Origin of the sequence: Azospirillum canadense (assembly GCF_025961225.1) — a bacterium.
Lineage (GTDB): Bacteria > Pseudomonadota > Alphaproteobacteria > Azospirillales > Azospirillaceae > Azospirillum > Azospirillum canadense.
Genome location: NZ_JAOQNG010000001.1, coordinates 1 through 16,846, shown reverse-complemented (window position 1 = coordinate 16,846; position 16,846 = coordinate 1). Strand labels below are relative to the sequence as shown.

Sequence of the window (16,846 nt, the reverse complement as noted above, 5' to 3'; positions counted from 1 at the left end):
TGTCCGTTTGACGCAGACGGCGACCTTCCCCACATTCCGGAAGACGCCCGCCCCTTCATCCGGAATACCCCGTCTTGACCGCCATCACCGCTTCTGACGACGTCCGTTCTTCCGCCTCAACCCGGCCCATCGCCTATTGGTTGCTGGTCTGCTGCGCCATGGTGCTGGCCATGGCGGTGATCGGGGCCATCACGCGCCTGACCGAATCCGGCCTGTCGATGGTCGAATGGAAGCCGCTGATCGGCATCCTGCCGCCCCTGTCGGAGACGGAGTGGAACCGGGTCTTCGACCTCTACAAGGCCACACCCGAATTCCGGGTCTACAATTCCGGCATGGATCTCGCGGCCTTCAAGAGCATCTTCTGGTGGGAATGGTTCCACCGTCTCTGGGGCCAGCTGATCGGCTTCGTGTTCCTGATCCCCTTCCTGCGCTTCTGGGTGCAGGGGCGCATTCCGAAGGACCTGTGGCCGAAACTGGCCGGGCTGTTCCTGCTCGGCGGGCTCCAGGGCGTGATCGGTTGGTACATGGTGAAGAGCGGCTTGGTGAACAGCCCGGCGGTCAGCCACTATCGGCTGGCCCTGCACCTGTCGACCGCGATCCTGATCTACGGGCTGCTGCTGCGCACGGCGCTGGGCATCCTCGACCCGCTGCCGCTCGCCGGCTGGGCCACCGAGTCGCGGCGCTTGCGCCGTCACGCGCGGGTCGCGCTGGGGCTGGTCGGCGTGACCATCGTCTGGGGCGCCTTCGTCGCCGGGACGGACGCGGGCTTCGCCTACAACACCTTCCCGTTGATGGACGGCCACCTGATCCCGCCGGAGGTCGGCAACCTGTCGCCCTGGTGGATCAACCCGCTGGAGAACACCGCGGCGATCCAGCTGACCCACCGGGCGGTGGCGCTGCTGACCGGGCTGGTGGTGCTGGCGCTGGCGCTTCGCGTGTGGCTGGCCCGGCTGCCGGGGCGGGCGACTCGGGCGGGGCTGCTGACCGGCGGCATGGTGCTGGTGCAGATCGCCATGGGCATCGCCACGCTGCTCAGCGTCGTGTGGATCCCCGTCGCCGCCGCCCACCAGGCCGGCGCGATCCTGGTGGTGTCGGGGCTGGTCTGGCTGCTGCACGAACTTCGCCCCATCATCGCCAATCCGCCGCGCTGGCGCTGAGGGGAAGCGATAACCACAGAGGCACGGAGACACAGAGGGAATGATTTCTCCGTGTCTCCGTGTCTCTGTGGTGAAAAAATCCTACTGGGACACAGCCAGCACGCCTTCGCGCTCCAGCACGGTGACGAAGGCGTCCACCACGCGCGGATCGAAGTGCTTGCCCGACTCGTTGCGGATCAGGTCCAGCACCGCGGCCAGCTCCCACGCCTCCTTGTAGGGGCGGCGGTGGAGCAGGGCGTCGTAGACGTCGGCCACCGCGACGATGCGGCCGGACAGCGGGATGGCGTCGCCGGCCAGCCCGCCGGGATAGCCGGTGCCGTCGAATTTCTCGTGGTGGGTCTCCGCGATCTCCGCCCCCAGCGTCAGGTAGCTGCGCCCGCCGACAAGGCCGGAGGCGTCGCGCAGGATGCGCCCGCCCATGGCGGCGTGCTCGCGCATCTGCCGCATCTCCTCGGCGTCCAACTTGCCCGGCTTGCCCAGGATGCTGTCGGGGATGCCCACCTTGCCCACGTCGTGCAGCATGCTGGCCATGCCGATCAGCTCGCAGAACCGATCGTCGACGAGGCCGGGGTAGCTGTCGCGCTGCTGAAGCTCCCGCGCGATGGCGGTGGCCCATCGGCCGATGCGCTTGACGTGGTCGCCGGTGACCTCGTCCTTGTACTCCGCCAGCTTGCCGAGCGCGTGCACGGTCGCCAGCTGGGCCAGCCGCAGCTGCTCGTACAGGAAGACGTTGTCGAAGCCGATCGCGGCCTTCTTGCAGAAGATCTCGATCATCCGCCGCTCGAAGTCCGACAGGGGAACGTGGCCGCACAGGCACAGCGCGCCGGCCGCATGGTCGTGCGTGCGCAGCGCGATCACGCTGTGCCGGGCGTCGAAGACGCTGGTCCCGTCCCGCAACGCCGTCGCGACATCGGCGGTCACGGCCGCCTCCACCACCCCGCCAACCGGATGGCCGGCCATGTCGGCAAAGCGGCCGGAACCGGTGAGGACTTCGGCCTCCCCGCTTTCGCCTGACAGGACGCACAGGATCGCCCCGTCAATGTTCGGCAACAGGCCGCCCACCTCCTGCACGATCCCCTCGGCCAGCCCCGGCAGGGAGCGCTGCTTGAACAGCGTGTCGGCGGCCTGCACCACCGTTTCCAGGCCGCGGCGGCTTTGCTCGATGGTCGAGATGTGCTGGAAGGAGCGGAGCGCCGCCACCGTGGTGGTGAACAGCTTCTGCGCGGTCAGCTCGCTCTTCGCCTTGTAGTCGTTGATGTCGTAGGCGACGATCACCTGCCGCTCGGGCGCTTGGCCGGGCTGGCCGGTGCGCAGGATGATGCGCACCTGGCGGTTGCCCATCTCCTCCCGTATGAAGCGGACGAGCTTCAGGCCGGCGTCGTCCGTCTCCATCACCACGTCCAGCAGCACGGCGGCGATGTCGTCGTGGTCGCTCAGGATCGACCGCGCCTCCGCCCCGGAATGGGCGGACAGGAAATGCAGCGGCCGGTCGTCGAACATCACGTCGCTGAGCACCACGCGCGTGATCGCGTGCACCTCCGTATCGTCGTCGACAATCAGGATTTTCCAGGGCTTCACCGCCCGCGCGGCGCGGGCGGCGGCGACGTCCATAAGGATCTTCGTCGGCGAACAGCAGGTCGTCGCCGTCCAAGGCGCCGTCGTCCAGGGGGTCCGCCATCGCCGTCGCTCCCGCAAAATCCGCCGAAAACACACAATTTGTCTCAAGAGCCATTTCTCCGCTTGCTAAGCGGGCCTTGTCAACCGCGCCGGGGTGCGACACAGCGGAACCTCAACGGGCGGGCGAGTCTGGGGCGACCCCGAACCACCGATTCGGGGTACCGCGAACGCCCGCGCCGGGATGCGGGTTGGGGGGTTGCAGCCCACCGGCAATGGGCAGTCAATCGGGAACAAATCGGGGGGCACGCAACCGTCAGCGAAGGGGGACGCCATGATACCGGATGCCTGGGACATCGAACTGCGCGAAGGGGCCTGCACCGTGGCCCGCCATCTCATCGAGACCGGCTGCGTCCGGTACGATCCGCACCATCTCTGCCGCCACGGCTCGGGGCTGGTCAGCCCGATCCACCTGGAAGGCCGCCGCCTGCTTTCCTACCCCTTGGCGCGCAACGAGATCCTGGATTTCGCTGTGCGCATGATCGAGCAGGAGATCGGCGGGCGCGAGCTGGACGCCGTCGCGGCGGGGGAAGGGGCCGGCGTGCCCTGGGCGACGCTGATCGCCGACCGTCTCGACCTGCCCTTCGTCTTCGTGCGCAAGGAAGCGCCGGAGGGGCAGCAGGAATACAAGCACCGCATCGAAGGACGGGTAGAGCCCGGCTGGCGCGTCCTGCTGGTGGAACAGCTGGCCGCCGACGGCCACCGCAAGGCCCGCTTCGCCCAGCCGCTGAAGGAAGCCGGCTGCGACGTGCGCGATGTGTTCGTGCTGTTCCAGTACGGGATCTTCGACGAGATCCACGAACACCTCGCCCCGCTCGGCATCACCATGCACGCACTGGCGACTTGGTGGGATGTGCTGGAGGTGGCGAACCGCGGCCATTACCTGGACGGCGAGGCCCAGGGCGAGATCCACGCCTTCCTTCACGACCCCAAGCGCTGGACCGCCGAACACCAGGAAAAACGGGGCCGCCACAAGGTGGCGTGATTGGGGGTGGCGTGATTGGGGTGGCGTGACCGGGAAGACACCCTCTCCCGCCGGTGGCGGGAGAGGGTTTGGTCGTCACTCCCCGGCGACCCGCACCCACTGGCCGGCGCGGGCCGGTTCGCGGACGCGGGCGGACAGGACCGCCGCGCCGTAGGGGATCGCCAGCAGAAGCTGCAAGCCGGCCCAGGCCAGCGCCTCCAGGTTCGGCTGCGCCCAGTCCACCTCGTGCAGCGCCTCCAGGAAGGGCAGCTGCCCGTAGATCAGCGACTCCAGTGGGACGAAGCCCTCGGCGATCACTGTCAGGACCGCGCCCAGCACCAGCAGGCCGGCCAGCGCGGCTTCCACCGGCATGCGGCGGACGGCGGCGCACAGACTGCGGGCCGGGATGTCCGCGACCGGAACGGCCGGCCGGAACAGCGCGCCGATGCCCCAGGCGGTGAGCCCCCCGGTGCCCGGCGGCCGGCGCACGGTCCGCGTGGCCCCCAGCGCCAGCAAGCCGAGCGCCGGCAGCGCGAAGTACGGGTTGGGGAAGTCGCGGTAGCGGCCGTCGAACACAATCAGGAAGGACCAGACCAGCGCCGCCGCGGTCAGCGCCAGGGTCGTGGCGCGGCCCAGCCACTCCGTACGCGTCAAGGTCGGACGGCCACGCAAGGACGCCAGCGGCTCCAGCGCCAGCTCCCCGCTGTTCAGCGTGCGCCGCACGGCCAGCAACACCGTCAGCGACAACAGGCCGGTCAGCGCCAGCATGCCGCCGGCCAGCGTCACGTCCTGCCAATAATGCTTGCCGTGCATGGCCGCGTACACCGCGTGGACGTACAGGCCGGACAACGCCTGCGCCAGGAAGGCGAACGCCGCGTACGCCCCGAGGGTCAGCGTACGCCCGCGCGCGCCCAACCCGGCGACCAGCACGACCGCCAGCGCCGTGGAGATGCCGAACAGCAGCGGCCAGCGCTTGTTCTCCACCACCGGCCCGGCCAGCGAGAACTTGGCCTCGCGGTCGGCGGTGTAGAGGCCCCAATGGCCGCCGACCGTGCCCTCCAGCTTGGCCTTCCAGCCCTGGTCGAAGGCCTCGATCACGTTGTAGTCGAAGCCCTCCTGCTGGGCGAGGCGGACGAAGCCGTTGACAAACTTCGCCTTGTTGACCAGCCCGGTGACCGCGGCCCCGCGCGACCGGCCGGCGGTCGGCCAGCCCGTCTCGCCGACGAGGATCGGCTTGCCGGGGAAGCGCTGCGCGATGGTGCGGTAGCTGCTGCGGATGCGCTCCTGCGCGCCGGCGACGTCGGTCGGCACGTCCTCCCAATAGGGCAGCAGGTGGATGGTCAGGTAATCGACGTGGTCCGCGATCAGCGGGTATTTCAGCCACCATTCCCACACGTCGGCGTAGGACACGGGCTGCTTCACCGCCGCCTTCACGCGGTCGATGTAGCCGGCGACCTGCTCCGCCGTCAGCTCGCGGCGCAGCAGCACCTCGTTGCCGACGATCACGCGGGTGATGACGTCCGGGTAGCGGTTGGCGAGGTCGATGAGGGACGCGACCTCCGCCTCGTTCTTGTCCAGCTTGGACGACAGCCAGGCGCCCATGGTGACGGTCATGCCGTGCTTGCGCGCCAGCTCCGGCACCACCTCCAGCCCTTCCAACGAGGTGTAGGTGCGCACGCCCGCCACCTGCGGGGCGAGCGCCGCCAGATCCTCGTCGATCTGCTCCGTCGTTGGGAAGACGTGGGTCAGCGGGCTTTGCCCGTCGCGGAAGGGCGCGAAGGACACGCTCTTCAGCTTGCCGCCGGGCGGCGGGTCGAGCGGGACCGGCTGGTTGGACAGCGACCAGACGGCAAAGTTCGCGAGGCCGGCCAGCACGAGCACGGCGAGGAGCTTGATGATTCGCATGGGGGGGATGTCTACACGAAAGTGCGGTGTGGCGGAACAGCGTGGGCCGTAGCCCGTGCGATGACACGAAAAGGGCGCGCCCCCGGTGGGAGGCGCGCCCGTCAAGGTCCGGTCAAGGATTGATGACGTGCCATCGTCACGTCGACACCAACACCATCCCGCTCCGGCTTATTCCGAGGATTCTGCAAGCCCTTCTCCCCAGAGGGGCGAGGGGATTGGATCAACGCTCCACAAAGGCCTTTTCGATCACGTAATGACCGGGCTCGCCGTTGTGGCCCATCTTGAAGCCCATGCCGTCCATGATCGACGCGGTCTCGTCCAGCATCGCCGGGCTGCCGCAGATCATCACGCGGTCGACCTCGCGGTCGAAGGGCGTCAGGCCGACGTCGCTGAAAAGCTTGCCGCTGCGGATCAGGTCGGTGATGCGGCCCTGGTTGCGGAAGGGCTCGCGAGTCACGGTCGGGTAATAGACCAGCTTCTGCTTCACGTCTTCGCCGAAGAACTCGTTCTCCGGCAGCACGCTGGTGAACAGGTCATTGTAGGCCAGCTCGCCCACCGTGCGGGTCGTGTGGGTCAGCACCACCTTGTCGAACCGGGCGTACATCTCCGGGTCCTTGATGATGCTGAGGAACGGGGCGAGGCCCGTGCCGGTGCTGAGCAGATACAGGTTGCGGCCCGGCAGCAGGTTGTCGGTGACCAGCGTGCCCGTCGCCTTGCGGTTGACCAGCAGCGTGTCGCCTTCCTTCAGGTGCTGGAGGCGCGAGGTCAGCGGGCCGTCCTGCACCTTGATGGAGAAGAACTCCAGCGTCTCCTCATAGCTGGCGCTGACCATGCTGTAGGCGCGCAGCAGAGGCCGGCCGTTCACCTCCAGGCCGATCATGGTGAACTGTCCGGGATCGAAACGGAACGAGGGATCGCGCGTGGTGGTGAAGCTGAACAGCGTGTCCGTCCAGTGGTGAACGCGCAGCACGCGTTCGTGAAGAATGTTGCTCATGTGATCCGCAGGTCCGTTTCGCCAGATCCGTTTCGCCAAAACCGTTTTGGTGGCCGGCTCGTCCGTGGCTGTCAGTCCGTTGCTGTCAGGGGCCGGTGTTCAGAAGCCAAGCCGTGCCGCAATGCGGCATGCGTCATTAACAGGGAAATAGTCAACAAGCCACTAATTTATACCTACAAAAATGTTGTGGTTTTTCCCTAACCACAAAGCGTTATTGCGGAATAAGCGCCTTCATTCGCCGGCCGGCGGGGCGAACAGGTAAGGGGACAGGCCGCGCAGGTTTTCGTCCACGATCAGCCGGTGGTTCAAGGGCGGGAAGGCCCGTTGCGAGCAGTCCAGACGCGGGCAGAGCCGGCAATTCACACCAATCGGCGTCGCCGCCTCGGTGTTTTCCAGGTCGAATCCGTCGGCGTAAGTGATTTGCCCTGCGTGCTGCACATCGCAGCCAAGCGCGATGGCGAACTGCTGCGGCGGGCTGCGGAAGCCGCCGCCGGCCTTCACCACCGTCCGCGCGATGGAGAAATAGGTCGTGCCGTCGGGCATCTGCGCGAGCTGGCTGTGGATTTTTCCGGGTGTGCGGAAGGCGTCGTAGACGATCCAACGCGGGCAGCCGCCGCCGAAGCGCGCGAAGTGGAAGCCGGCGCCGGAGAAACGCTTCGACACGTTGCCCGCGCTGTCCACCCGCATCAGGAAGAAGGGCACGCCCTTGGCCCCGGAACGCTGCAAGGTGGTCAGCCGCTGGCAGACCTGCTCGAACGAGGCGTCGAACCGGCGCCGCAATATTTCGATGTCGTAACGGATTTGCTTTGCCGCGTCCCAGAAGCGGTCGTAGGGCATCAGCACCGCCGCCGCGAAATAGTTGGCTAACCCGATGCGGGCCAGCCGTCGCGCTTCGTCGCCCGACAGGCTCGACCCGTCCAGGATTTGGTTCAGCAGGTCGCGGTGGCGCAGCAGGGCGATCTGGCAGGCGAGCTGGAAGTTGCGGCCCGACGGGGCCAGCATCTCCGACAGCAGGATGCGCCGGCCGTGCCGGTCGAATCGGCGCACCGCGTAGCCCATGACGTCCGACGGCAGCAGCCGGACGCGGACGCTGTGGTTGTTCGACAGGTAGTCGACCAGCCCGCGGTAGAGGTCGCCCTTCTCCAGCCGGCCTTCCTGCCACAGCTCCTCCGCGGCGGCCTCCAACTCGGCGAAATGGTTGTTGTTGGCCTGGAAGAGGTCGCGCACCTCCTCCTGCGGGAAGGAGGCGCCCTGGACAAGGTGCAGCTTCTCGCGGTCGGCCATCTTCTCGGCCAGCGCCTGCAGGTCGTCGCGGCTGGTGCGGAAGGAGCGGTAGAGCGCCACCACCGCCTGCCCCAGCGTCGGGGCGACCGCCGCCAGTTCCCGGAAATCCTGGTTCTTGATGTCGGAACCGTCGAACAGAGGGTCGGCGAAGACCTCCCGCAGGCCGGCGACCAGCCGGCTCTCCTCGTCCTCGGCGAAGGACTGGAGATCGACGCCGAAGTTCTGGCCCAGCTTCAGCAGCAGCGGCACGGTGACCGGGCGCTGGTTGTGCTCGATCAGGTTCAGGTAGCTGGGGGAGATGCCCAGCTGCTCGGCCATCTGGGCCTGGGTCAGGCCGTGGTCGCGCCGCAGGCGCCGCACCTTCGGGCCCAGCATCGCCTTCTTGTCCATCGTGCCCGAGCCCCGTTTTACAGCATCGGAAAATTTACAAAATTTACTGATTTACAGAGATTTTTGAACGGCAGTTTACAAGGTGACCCTTTTACAAACAAGGGCTTGTTGCAAGGCAGCGAAGGCCGTTTTAACTGTCAAGGCATGGACGCGCTGTAAAGCAGCGCCATACGACGACCAAACAAGGAATCGGACCATGTCGCTCGACGAAAAGACCAAGGCCGCCCTCCGCGCCTCTCGCTACGAAGGCATCAAGCGCGACTACACCATGGACGACGTGAAGCGTCTCAGCGGTTCGGTCAAGATCGAGTACACGCTGGCCGAGCTGGGCGCGCAGCGCCTGTGGGAGCTGCTGAACACCGAGCCGTACATCAACACGCTGGGCGCGCTGACCGGCAACCAGGCCATGCAGGCGGTGAAGGCAGGCCTGAAGGCCATCTACCTGTCGGGCTGGCAGGTCGCCGGCGATGCCAACCTGGCCGGCCAGATGTACCCGGACCAGAGCCTGTACCCGGCCAACTCGGTGCCGGCGGTGGTCGAGCGCATCAACAACACCTTCAAGCGCGCCGACGAGATCCAGACGGCCGAGGGCAAGGGCGACACCTACTGGTTCGCGCCGATCATCGCCGACGCGGAAGCCGGCTTCGGCGGCCCGCTGAACGCCTTCGAGCTGATGAAGGCCATGATCAAGGCCGGTGCGGCCGGCGTGCACTGGGAAGACCAGCTGGCGTCCGAGAAGAAGTGCGGCCACCTCGGCGGCAAGGTGCTGATCCCGACGCAGCAGCACATCCGCACGCTGAACGCCGCCCGCATGGGCGCCGACGTCTGCGGCACCTCGACCCTGGTGATCGCCCGCACCGACGCGGAGTCGGCGCAGCTCATCACCTCGGACATCGACGAGCGTGACCATCCCTTCATCGACTTTGACTCCGGCCGCACCTCGGAAGGCTTCTACCGCCTGAAGACCGGCATGGGCGTCGAGCATTGCATCGCCCGCGGCCTGTCCTACGCGCCGTACTCCGACCTGCTGTGGTGGGAGACCTCCAAGCCGAACCTGGACGACGCCCGCAAGTTCGCCGAGGCCATCCGCAAGGAGTTCCCGAACAAGCTGCTGGCCTATAACTGCTCGCCGTCCTTCAACTGGAAGGCCAACCTGGACGACGCGACCATCGCGAAGTACCAGCAGGAACTGGGCGCCATGGGCTACAAGTTCCAGTTCGTCACGCTGGCGGGCTTCCACTCGCTGAACTACTCGGCCTTCAAGCTGGCCAAGGGCTACGCGGCGCGCGGCATGGCCGCCTACTCGGAGCTGCAGCAGGCGGAATTCGCGGCCGAGGCCGAGGGCTACACCGCGACCAAGCACCAGCGCGAGGTCGGCACCGGTTACTTCGACCTGGTGGCGACCGCGGTGTCGGGCGGCCAGTCCTCCACCACCGCCTACAAGGACTCCACGGAGGCCGACCAGTTCCATTGATCGGTTCACGCCGGCCGATCGCCTGATCGGTCGGCGTTCGCCGGTCACCGGGCGGCCGTTTCACGCCGGCCGCCCACCCGACCGGCTGTTGCCCGGACGCCGTGGCGGCGCCCCGAGCCCGCCACGACGACCGGTTGGTTCCCGATCCGGTGTGCGAGCCGGATCTCTTCGAACGGCTGACGCTATCGACTTTCAACCGGCCGGGGGCTCTTCCCCGGCCGTTTTTTCGTTCCCGGTTTTTGTCACCGGCCATGACACAGCCTCAAGCCGCGCCGCCGCGGCATGGCTGATCTGCGCCGTGCCGCTCCTCACATCGGGAAATCCTTGCTTAAGTCTTGAGCGCAGCCGCAAAAACGCCTTGCGCGCCGACGTGGCCCCGGGCGGCTGGGCGTTGGTTGCGGTGCGGAATAAGGCATTGACTTGGGACCTCTTTGGGGCCACTTGTGTTCCATGCTCACAACAAACCGATCAGGGGCCTGAACGCCCCAGCGCCGGACTTCTCAGCTTTGAGGACCGGCTGCGGGTCCCGTCGCCGCGCAAACCCTTGCGCGGCGAGCGCCGTTTCTTTTTCCCCCGGCGGCCCGCACATCCAGGTTGAACGATGAAAGGACTCGACAGTATGGATCAACCCCTCGCAGGAAAGAGCATTGCCATTCTCGTGGCCAACGGTTTTGAGGAACTTGAGATGACGGAGCCGCAGCGTGCTCTGCTCAAGACCGGGGCTGCGCTGCGTACGATTTCTCCCGAACAGGGTCTGGTGAACGGCTGGCACGGCAAGTCCTGGGGCCATTACTTCCCGGTTGACAAGCAGGTCGGCGAAGTTCTGGGCGCGGACTACGACATGCTGCTGCTGCCGGGTGGCGAGCGCAGCGTCGCCAAGCTCCAGCAGAGCGCCCACACCCGCCGCATCGTCGGTCACTTCCTGGACGCCGGCAAGCCGATCGCCGCGATCGACCAGGGCATCCAGCTCCTCGCCATTCCTGGCAAGCTGAAGGGCCGCCAACTGGCCGCTCCGGAAGCCGTCCGCGCCGAGTTGGAAGCCGCCGGCGCCCAGTTGAGCGACGAGCCGCTGGTGGTGGACAACGTGACGATCACGGCGCTCGGCCACGACCAGCTGGCCGATTTCGTCGAGCAGGTGGTGAAGGTCTTCTCGGACGCCGCTGCCGTTCGCAAGGCCGCCTGACCGGTCCGCGCCTCGCCTTTGAGGAACCCGTCTTTCCTGCGGGTGGACGGCCGCCGCACTCCCCGTGCGCGCGGCCGTTTCGCGTTATGGGGGAGAGTCGTGGCGTGGAGCACAAGATCTCCACGGATTACACGGATATATTTTCTGGGCGACTGTTTGAACAGCGTAATCCAGCAATAATAATATCAATAAAATAATCCGTGTGAATCACTGCCCACCGACACACGGCTTATTGGAAAAATCCGTCGCTCTCGCACACCCGCGACGCCGGAAATTCCAGGAACACCGTCGTCCCGATCCCCAGCGCGCTGTCGATCCGGAAGGAGCCGCCATGCAGCGCGATCAGGGCGCGGGTGAGCGGCAGGCCCAGGCCGGATCCGCGCTCCGTCGCGATGTCCCTTTGGTGCACCTGGCGGAAGGAGTCGAGTGCCGCCGGAATCTGCTCCGGCCGCATGCCGATGCCGTTGTCGGCGACGCTCAACAGAATCCCGCCGTCGCCGGTCCGCGCGGCGCGCACCGTGACGCAGCGCTCGGGCGCGGTCCGCTCAGGGCCCTTGCCGGGCGGCCGGGCGAACTTGATGGCGTTGCCGACCAGGTTGGTCAGCATCTGCCGGATCAGCGATGCGTCGCCGTGCACGCCCGGCAGGTCGTCGGGGATGTCCATGACCAGCCGGACCGCCGCCTCGGCCGCCCGGGGGTGCATCATGCCGAAGGTCAGGTCCACCAGCAGGGCGAGGTTGCAGGCCTCCTCGTGCAGGTCCATCCGGCCGGCCTCAATCTTCGCGAGGTCAAGCAGATTGTTGATGAGATCCAGCATGTAGACGCCGGCCGCCGTGATCTGCCCCGCATAGTCCCGGTAGCGTGGGTTGTTCGGCCCCATCATCTCGTCGCGGATGATCTCGGAAAAGCCCAGCACGGCGTTCAGCGGCGTGCGCAGCTCGTGGCTCAGGTGGTGGACATAGTCGGACTTGCGACGGTTGGCGCGCTCCGCCTCGTCGCGGGCGGCGCGCAGATCCGCCTCGCGCGCCTTCAGGTCGGTGATGTCGGCGCGGATGCCGACGGTGCCGTCCTCCTTGGTTCGCCACTCCTCGATGCGGATCCAGCGGCCGGACACCAGCTGCACCTCCATCGGCGGCCCGCCGGTGCGGTGCTGGTTGATGCGCCGCGCGATCCAGCCCTCCAACTCCTCGGGCGCGATCCGGTAAACGCCGCGCGCAGCACCGACGCGCAGCACCGTTTCGAAGGGTGTGCCGGGGGTCATCAGGTCCGTGTTGTCGGAAAACAGGTCCCGGTAGCGCGAGTTGCAGAGCACCAGCCGGTCGTCCGGGTCGTAGAGGACGAAGCCCTCGGTGATGCACTCGATGGCGTCCAGCAGCCGGTCGTGGGCGCGCCGCGCCTCGCGCTCGGCCCGCACGCGCTCGGTGACGTTGCGGATGCTGCACAGGATGCGGTCGCCGTCCATCAGCGCGACCAGCTGCGCCTCGAAGGACTTGTCGCCGGACTCGCGGCTGTTGGGCAGCGCCGGCAAGGTGAAGTCCAGCGCGGTGACCAGGTCGCCCCCGTTCAGCCGGTCCAGCGCCGCGACCATCAGGCCGGCCGCGGGTTCGGGCAGAACCTCCTGCACGCGCTGGTTCAGGAAGCGCTCGGCCGGGACGTTCAGGTCGCCTGGGCTGGCCGCGGCGAAGTCCAGGATGGTGCCGTCGCGCCGCAGCTCGAACCGGATGTCCGGGTAGGCGTAGGAGAGGGCGACCAGCTGTTCGTTCAGCCGCATCGCCTCGCGCCTCGCGCCGCCGTCGGCCGGTGCCTCCACCAGCACCAGGCCGCCGCGACAGGGCGCCGGGGCCAGCAGGACGTCCACCTCCGCCGGGATGCCGTCCTCCCATCGCCCGCCGCACCGGAAACGGATGCGCGCCGAGGCGCGATGGCCGGCCGCGACGGCGTCCATCGCGCGCCGCAACTCCGCCGTTTCAACCAAATGCAGCAAGGACGCCGGGCCCTCCGGCGGCAGGTCGAGCGCCGCGCGGGCCGACGCGTTCAGCCAGACCGTCCCGCCGTCCTGGCGGATGAGCCACAACGGCGTGGCTAGCCCTTCCAGGAATTCCAGCCCGGCAATCTCCGCTTCGGCGAGCGGAAGGGCGGTCATGGGGAAGGAAGCGCGGTTGATGGCATGACAAGCAATCTACCAGAGATGGGGGCGGCCTGAACAGGGGCGCCCGCGTCCACGCCCCTGCGCCCGGTTGTCCCATCCGTCTCCCCGCAAGCCCCCGGTTGTCGCGCCGCCGGTCTGTCGGTCACGCCGCCCGGACGGTGCCGAGGAAGCCGTCCACCCGGTCGCGCAGCGTGCGGGACTGGCTCATCAGATCCTCGGCGGCCGACAGCACCTGCTCCGCGGTGCGGCCGGTTTCGCTGGCCGCGTCCTCGACCCCGGCGATGTTGCTCGACACCTCCTGGGTGCCGCTGGCCGCTTCCTGGACGTTGCGGGCGATCTCCCGCGTGGCGGAGCCCTGCTCCTCCACCGCGCTGCTGATGCCGGCGGCGATGCCGTTGATCTGGCCGATGATCCCGGTGATCCCGTCGATGGCGGAGACGGCCGCCTCGGTCGCCGTCTGCACCGCACCGACCTGGGTCGCGATGTCGTCGGTGGCCTTGGCGGTCTGGTTGGCGAGGCTCTTCACCTCGTTGGCGACCACCGCGAAGCCCTTGCCCGCTTCGCCGGCGCGCGCGGCCTCGATGGTGGCGTTGAGCGCCAGCAGGTTGGTCTGGGCGGCGATGGCGTTGATCAGCTGCACCACCTCGCCGATGCGCCGCGCCGCCTCGGCCAGGTTGCGGATGGTGACGGAGACGAGTTCGGCCTCCTGCTCGGCCTGCGCGGCGATGTTCGCGGAGGTCGAGACCTGCCGGGCGATGTCGTGGATGGAGGCGCTCAGCTGCTCCGCCGCGGTCGCCACCGTCTGGACGTTGCTGGTCGCCTGGGCCGACGCGGCGGACACGGTGGCGGCGCGCTCGCTGGCGCGGATGGCGGTGGCGGTCATCTGCTCGGCCGAACTGCGCGTCTGCGTCGCCGCGTTGACGACGCCCTCCACGATGGCGTTGACGCTCTCCTCGAAGTCGTCGGCCAGCCGGGTCAGCATCCGGCGCTTCTCCACCTCGGCGGCGGCGCGGCTCTTCTCCTGCTCGGCGCGAAGGCGTTCGTTGTCGGCCGCACCCGCCTTGAAGACCTCCAGCGTGCGGGCCATGCGGCCGATCTCGTCGCGGCGTTCCAGCGCCGGCACGACGGCATTCAGGTCGTTGGCGGCGATCGCCTGCATGGCGACGCTCATCCGGCCGAGCGGCCCGGCGATGCTCTGCCCCAGCACGACGCTGGCCAGGCCGGCCAGCACGGCCGTGGCGATGATGGACCAGACCATCAGCGTGACCGTCTCGTCGCGGTTGGCCGCCATGGCGTCGCGGGCGCTCTCGGCCTCCGCGTTCAGCAGGGCCACCAGCGCCTCCAGCGGCGGCACCATCGCGGCCCCGCCGGCGCGGACCGCTTCCTTCTGCGGAACCTGCGACAGGTAGGTGTCGGCGAAGGCGACGAAGGCTTGCTCATACTGGGCGCGCAGCCGCTCCACGACCTTCAGTTCCGCCGAGTCGAGCTTCGCCGCGGCCAGCTGCACGCCGAAATCCTTCAGGTTCCGCAGCAGCGCGTCGCGGTCGATCGGCTTGGAACGCCGCAGCAGGTCGCTCTCGTACCGCCGCACCTGCAGGATCAGCACCTGCAGGCGGGACAGGGTGGCTTCGTCCGGATCCAGCTCGTAATTCTCCTGAAGCCGTTGCTCCAGGTTTATCGCCGCAGAGTTCAGCGCGGCGTGCAGGCCCTCGCCCTCCGTCAGCCCGATCTTGCGCATGGTGGCGACCAGCGTGTCGAACTGGCCGTTCCAGGCGACGACCGCCTGCTTCAACGCGGCCAGCTTGGCGCGCGCGTTGTCGCTCGTCAGCGTCCCGGTCAGCGCGTCGATGCCGGCCAGCGCGTTCGCCACGTCGCGGTTGCGGCGGTCGAGCGGGTCCTTGGTGCGGCTGTCCAGGAAGATGTTCGTCTGGACCCGCGCCGAGGCGAGATGGTCGCCCACCTTCTCCGAGGCGTCGGACGCGGCGCTGGTCGCATGGTCGATGGCCGCCATGCGGTTCTGCACCGTTCGGCTTTCCCAGAACACCGCCAGCACGACCAGCAACCCGACCATGCCCAGCGCCGCGATGGTCATGATCTGGAAACGGACGGAAAACCGTGAAAGAAGCGTGGTCATGCAACCTCCGAGGAGCAAAAGTCTCCGCGGACGGCGATAAAGGGCCGAGCCGGAGCGTCGAAGCGCATGAATAAATTGTGCAGACGCGAAGCGTCAAACCGAATGAAATATATCGGCAGGCCGATGCGCTCCTATGACGCACCCTGACTGTTTGTCTCCCAGTAGTGACAGGCGATCCGGTGGCCGGCCGCCGCCCCATCAAGCGCAGGGGCGACCTGGGCGCAGTGATCGCGCGCCAGCGGGCAGCGGAGCCGCAACGCGCAGCCGGACGGCGGGGCGAGGGCGGAGGGCGGATCGCCCGGCAGCCCGGACCCGCCGCCCCCCGCCACCGCCAGCATCGCGCGGGTGAGGGGGTGGCGCGCCCCGTCGGCCCCGTCGTCAATAAGGGAGGCGCTGTCCGCAGCCTCCACGATCCGGCCGAGAAGCAGGACCAGCGCGCGCCGCCCCACCTTCAGCGCGTCGGCCGCGTCTTCGGTGGCGTAGACCAGGGCGAGCCGGCGGCGGCGGCGCACCTCCATCAGCCGCGCCAGAAAGGTCGCGCGGTCCGCGCCGGCCAGCGTCGCCGCGGGCTCGTCGCAGACCAGCAGGCGAGGTTCCGACAGCAGGGCGCGGGCCAGCCCGGCGTGCGCGGCCTCCGCGGTATCCAGGGCGGCGGGGTACAGGGCCGCGACGGCCTCGTGCAGCCCCACCTCGCGCAGGGCGTCGGCGATGCGCGGGCCGCGGTCGGCAGCGGGGATGTCCGGGCGCAGCGTCTCCAGAAGCTCGGCCATCTGGGCGCCCACGGTCATGCCCGGGTCGAACGCGGCAGCAGGGTCGGGGAAGAGGATCTGCAGATCGCGGCGCGCCCGGCGCATCGCGTCCGGCGGCGCGCCGGCGAGGTCGCGGCCGAGCCACGCGACCTGCCCGCCGGACGGTGGCACCAGCCGCAGCAGGGCGCGCGCCAGCACCGACTTGCCGCTGCCCGACTCGCCGATCAGGGCCAGCGTGTCGCCCTCGGCCAGATCGAAGCCGACGCCGTCCACCACGGTCAGCCAGCGGTCCTCCCCCTTCCAGGTCCGGCCCAGCCGGAAGGCGACGCGCAGGTCCCGCACCGACAGGGCCGGAGCCCCGGCCGGCGGTGGTTCGCGGTTCACGGCCCCGTCGGTGGCTGGGCTCGGCGACGCCGCACGCAGCCGCTCCGCCTCCAGCAGCAGCGCGCGGTCGGCGGGGCCGGCGACGACTTTCTCCGTCCGCCCGGCGAGCACCAGGGCCGTCCCGTGTTCCCGCGCCCAGCCGGCCAGGCGGTCCAGCATCCAGGCGCGCTGGGTGGGGTCCAGCGCCGCGGCCGGGGCGTCGGCCAGCAGCACCGCCGGCTGCGCCGCCACCGCCAGCGCCAGCACGGCGCGCCAGCGTTGCGCCTCCGGCAGTTCGTGGGGGTAGAGCGAAAGGCGGCGCGTGGCGGCGGGCATCCGGAACCACTCCAGCGCCTCCACCGCCCGGCGCAGGGCCGTGTGCTCGTCGACGCCCAGATGATGGTGCAGCAGCTCGACGAACTGCGC

Annotated in this window: 11 protein-coding genes; 4 read left to right on the top strand and 7 right to left on the bottom strand. The window is 68.5% G+C overall.

The window, feature by feature from the left end; all coding sequences use genetic code 11:
* Positions 1-74: 74 nt before the first annotated feature.
* Positions 75-1,157: a COX15/CtaA family protein gene (locus tag M2351_RS00055; RefSeq protein WP_264654143.1), complete on the top strand. Its 1,083-nt coding sequence runs from the start codon at positions 75-77 to the stop codon at positions 1,155-1,157.
* Between the two features lie 81 nt (positions 1,158-1,238).
* Here the strand turns inward: M2351_RS00055 and M2351_RS00050 are convergent, their stop codons facing one another.
* A complete protein-coding gene (locus tag M2351_RS00050; RefSeq protein WP_264654142.1) occupies positions 1,239-2,768 on the bottom strand; it encodes a response regulator in 1,530 nt (509 codons plus the stop codon).
* Positions 2,769-3,105: 337 nt separating this feature from the next.
* Between M2351_RS00050 and M2351_RS00045 the strand changes: the two genes are divergently transcribed.
* Positions 3,106-3,816: an orotate phosphoribosyltransferase gene (locus M2351_RS00045; protein WP_264654141.1), complete on the top strand. Its 711-nt coding sequence runs from the start codon at positions 3,106-3,108 to the stop codon at positions 3,814-3,816.
* A 75-nt stretch (positions 3,817-3,891) separates the two neighbouring features.
* Here the strand turns inward: M2351_RS00045 and M2351_RS00040 are convergent, their stop codons facing one another.
* The 3 genes from M2351_RS00040 to M2351_RS00030 form a co-directional block, all read right to left on the bottom strand.
* A complete protein-coding gene (locus tag M2351_RS00040) occupies positions 3,892-5,700 on the bottom strand; it encodes a glycoside hydrolase family 17 protein (protein ID WP_264654140.1) in 1,809 nt (602 codons plus the stop codon).
* 220 nt (positions 5,701-5,920) lie between these two features.
* On the bottom strand, positions 5,921-6,694 hold the full coding sequence (locus M2351_RS00035; RefSeq protein ID WP_264654139.1) for a ferredoxin--NADP reductase: 774 nt from the start codon (positions 6,692-6,694) through the stop codon (positions 5,921-5,923).
* Positions 6,695-6,925: 231 nt separating this feature from the next.
* Positions 6,926-8,368, bottom strand: a complete 1,443-nt coding sequence (locus M2351_RS00030; protein ID WP_264654138.1) for a helix-turn-helix domain-containing protein — start codon at positions 8,366-8,368, stop codon at positions 6,926-6,928.
* Between the two features lie 196 nt (positions 8,369-8,564).
* Here M2351_RS00030 and aceA point away from each other — a divergent pair, with 196 nt between their 5' ends.
* Positions 8,565-9,842 carry an isocitrate lyase gene (gene aceA, locus M2351_RS00025; RefSeq protein ID WP_264654137.1) on the top strand — a complete coding sequence of 426 codons (1,278 nt, stop codon included), beginning with the start codon at positions 8,565-8,567 and terminating at the stop codon, positions 9,840-9,842.
* A 685-nt stretch (positions 9,843-10,527) separates the two neighbouring features.
* Positions 10,528-11,025, top strand: a complete 498-nt coding sequence (locus M2351_RS00020; protein ID WP_406567349.1) for a DJ-1/PfpI family protein — start codon at positions 10,528-10,530, stop codon at positions 11,023-11,025.
* Between the two features lie 229 nt (positions 11,026-11,254).
* Here the strand turns inward: M2351_RS00020 and M2351_RS00015 are convergent, their stop codons facing one another.
* The 3 genes from M2351_RS00015 to M2351_RS00005 form a co-directional block, all read right to left on the bottom strand.
* The gene (locus M2351_RS00015) at positions 11,255-13,168 is read right to left on the bottom strand and encodes a sensor histidine kinase (protein WP_264654136.1); all 1,914 of its coding nucleotides are present in this window, start codon (positions 13,166-13,168) and stop codon (positions 11,255-11,257) included.
* 148 nt (positions 13,169-13,316) lie between these two features.
* A complete protein-coding gene (locus tag M2351_RS00010; RefSeq protein WP_264654135.1) occupies positions 13,317-15,308 on the bottom strand; it encodes a methyl-accepting chemotaxis protein in 1,992 nt (663 codons plus the stop codon).
* A gap of 131 nt (positions 15,309-15,439) precedes the next feature.
* Positions 15,440-16,846 (bottom strand): oligopeptide/dipeptide ABC transporter ATP-binding protein (locus tag M2351_RS00005; protein ID WP_264654134.1); only part of this gene is annotated, 1,407 nt, incomplete at its 5' end.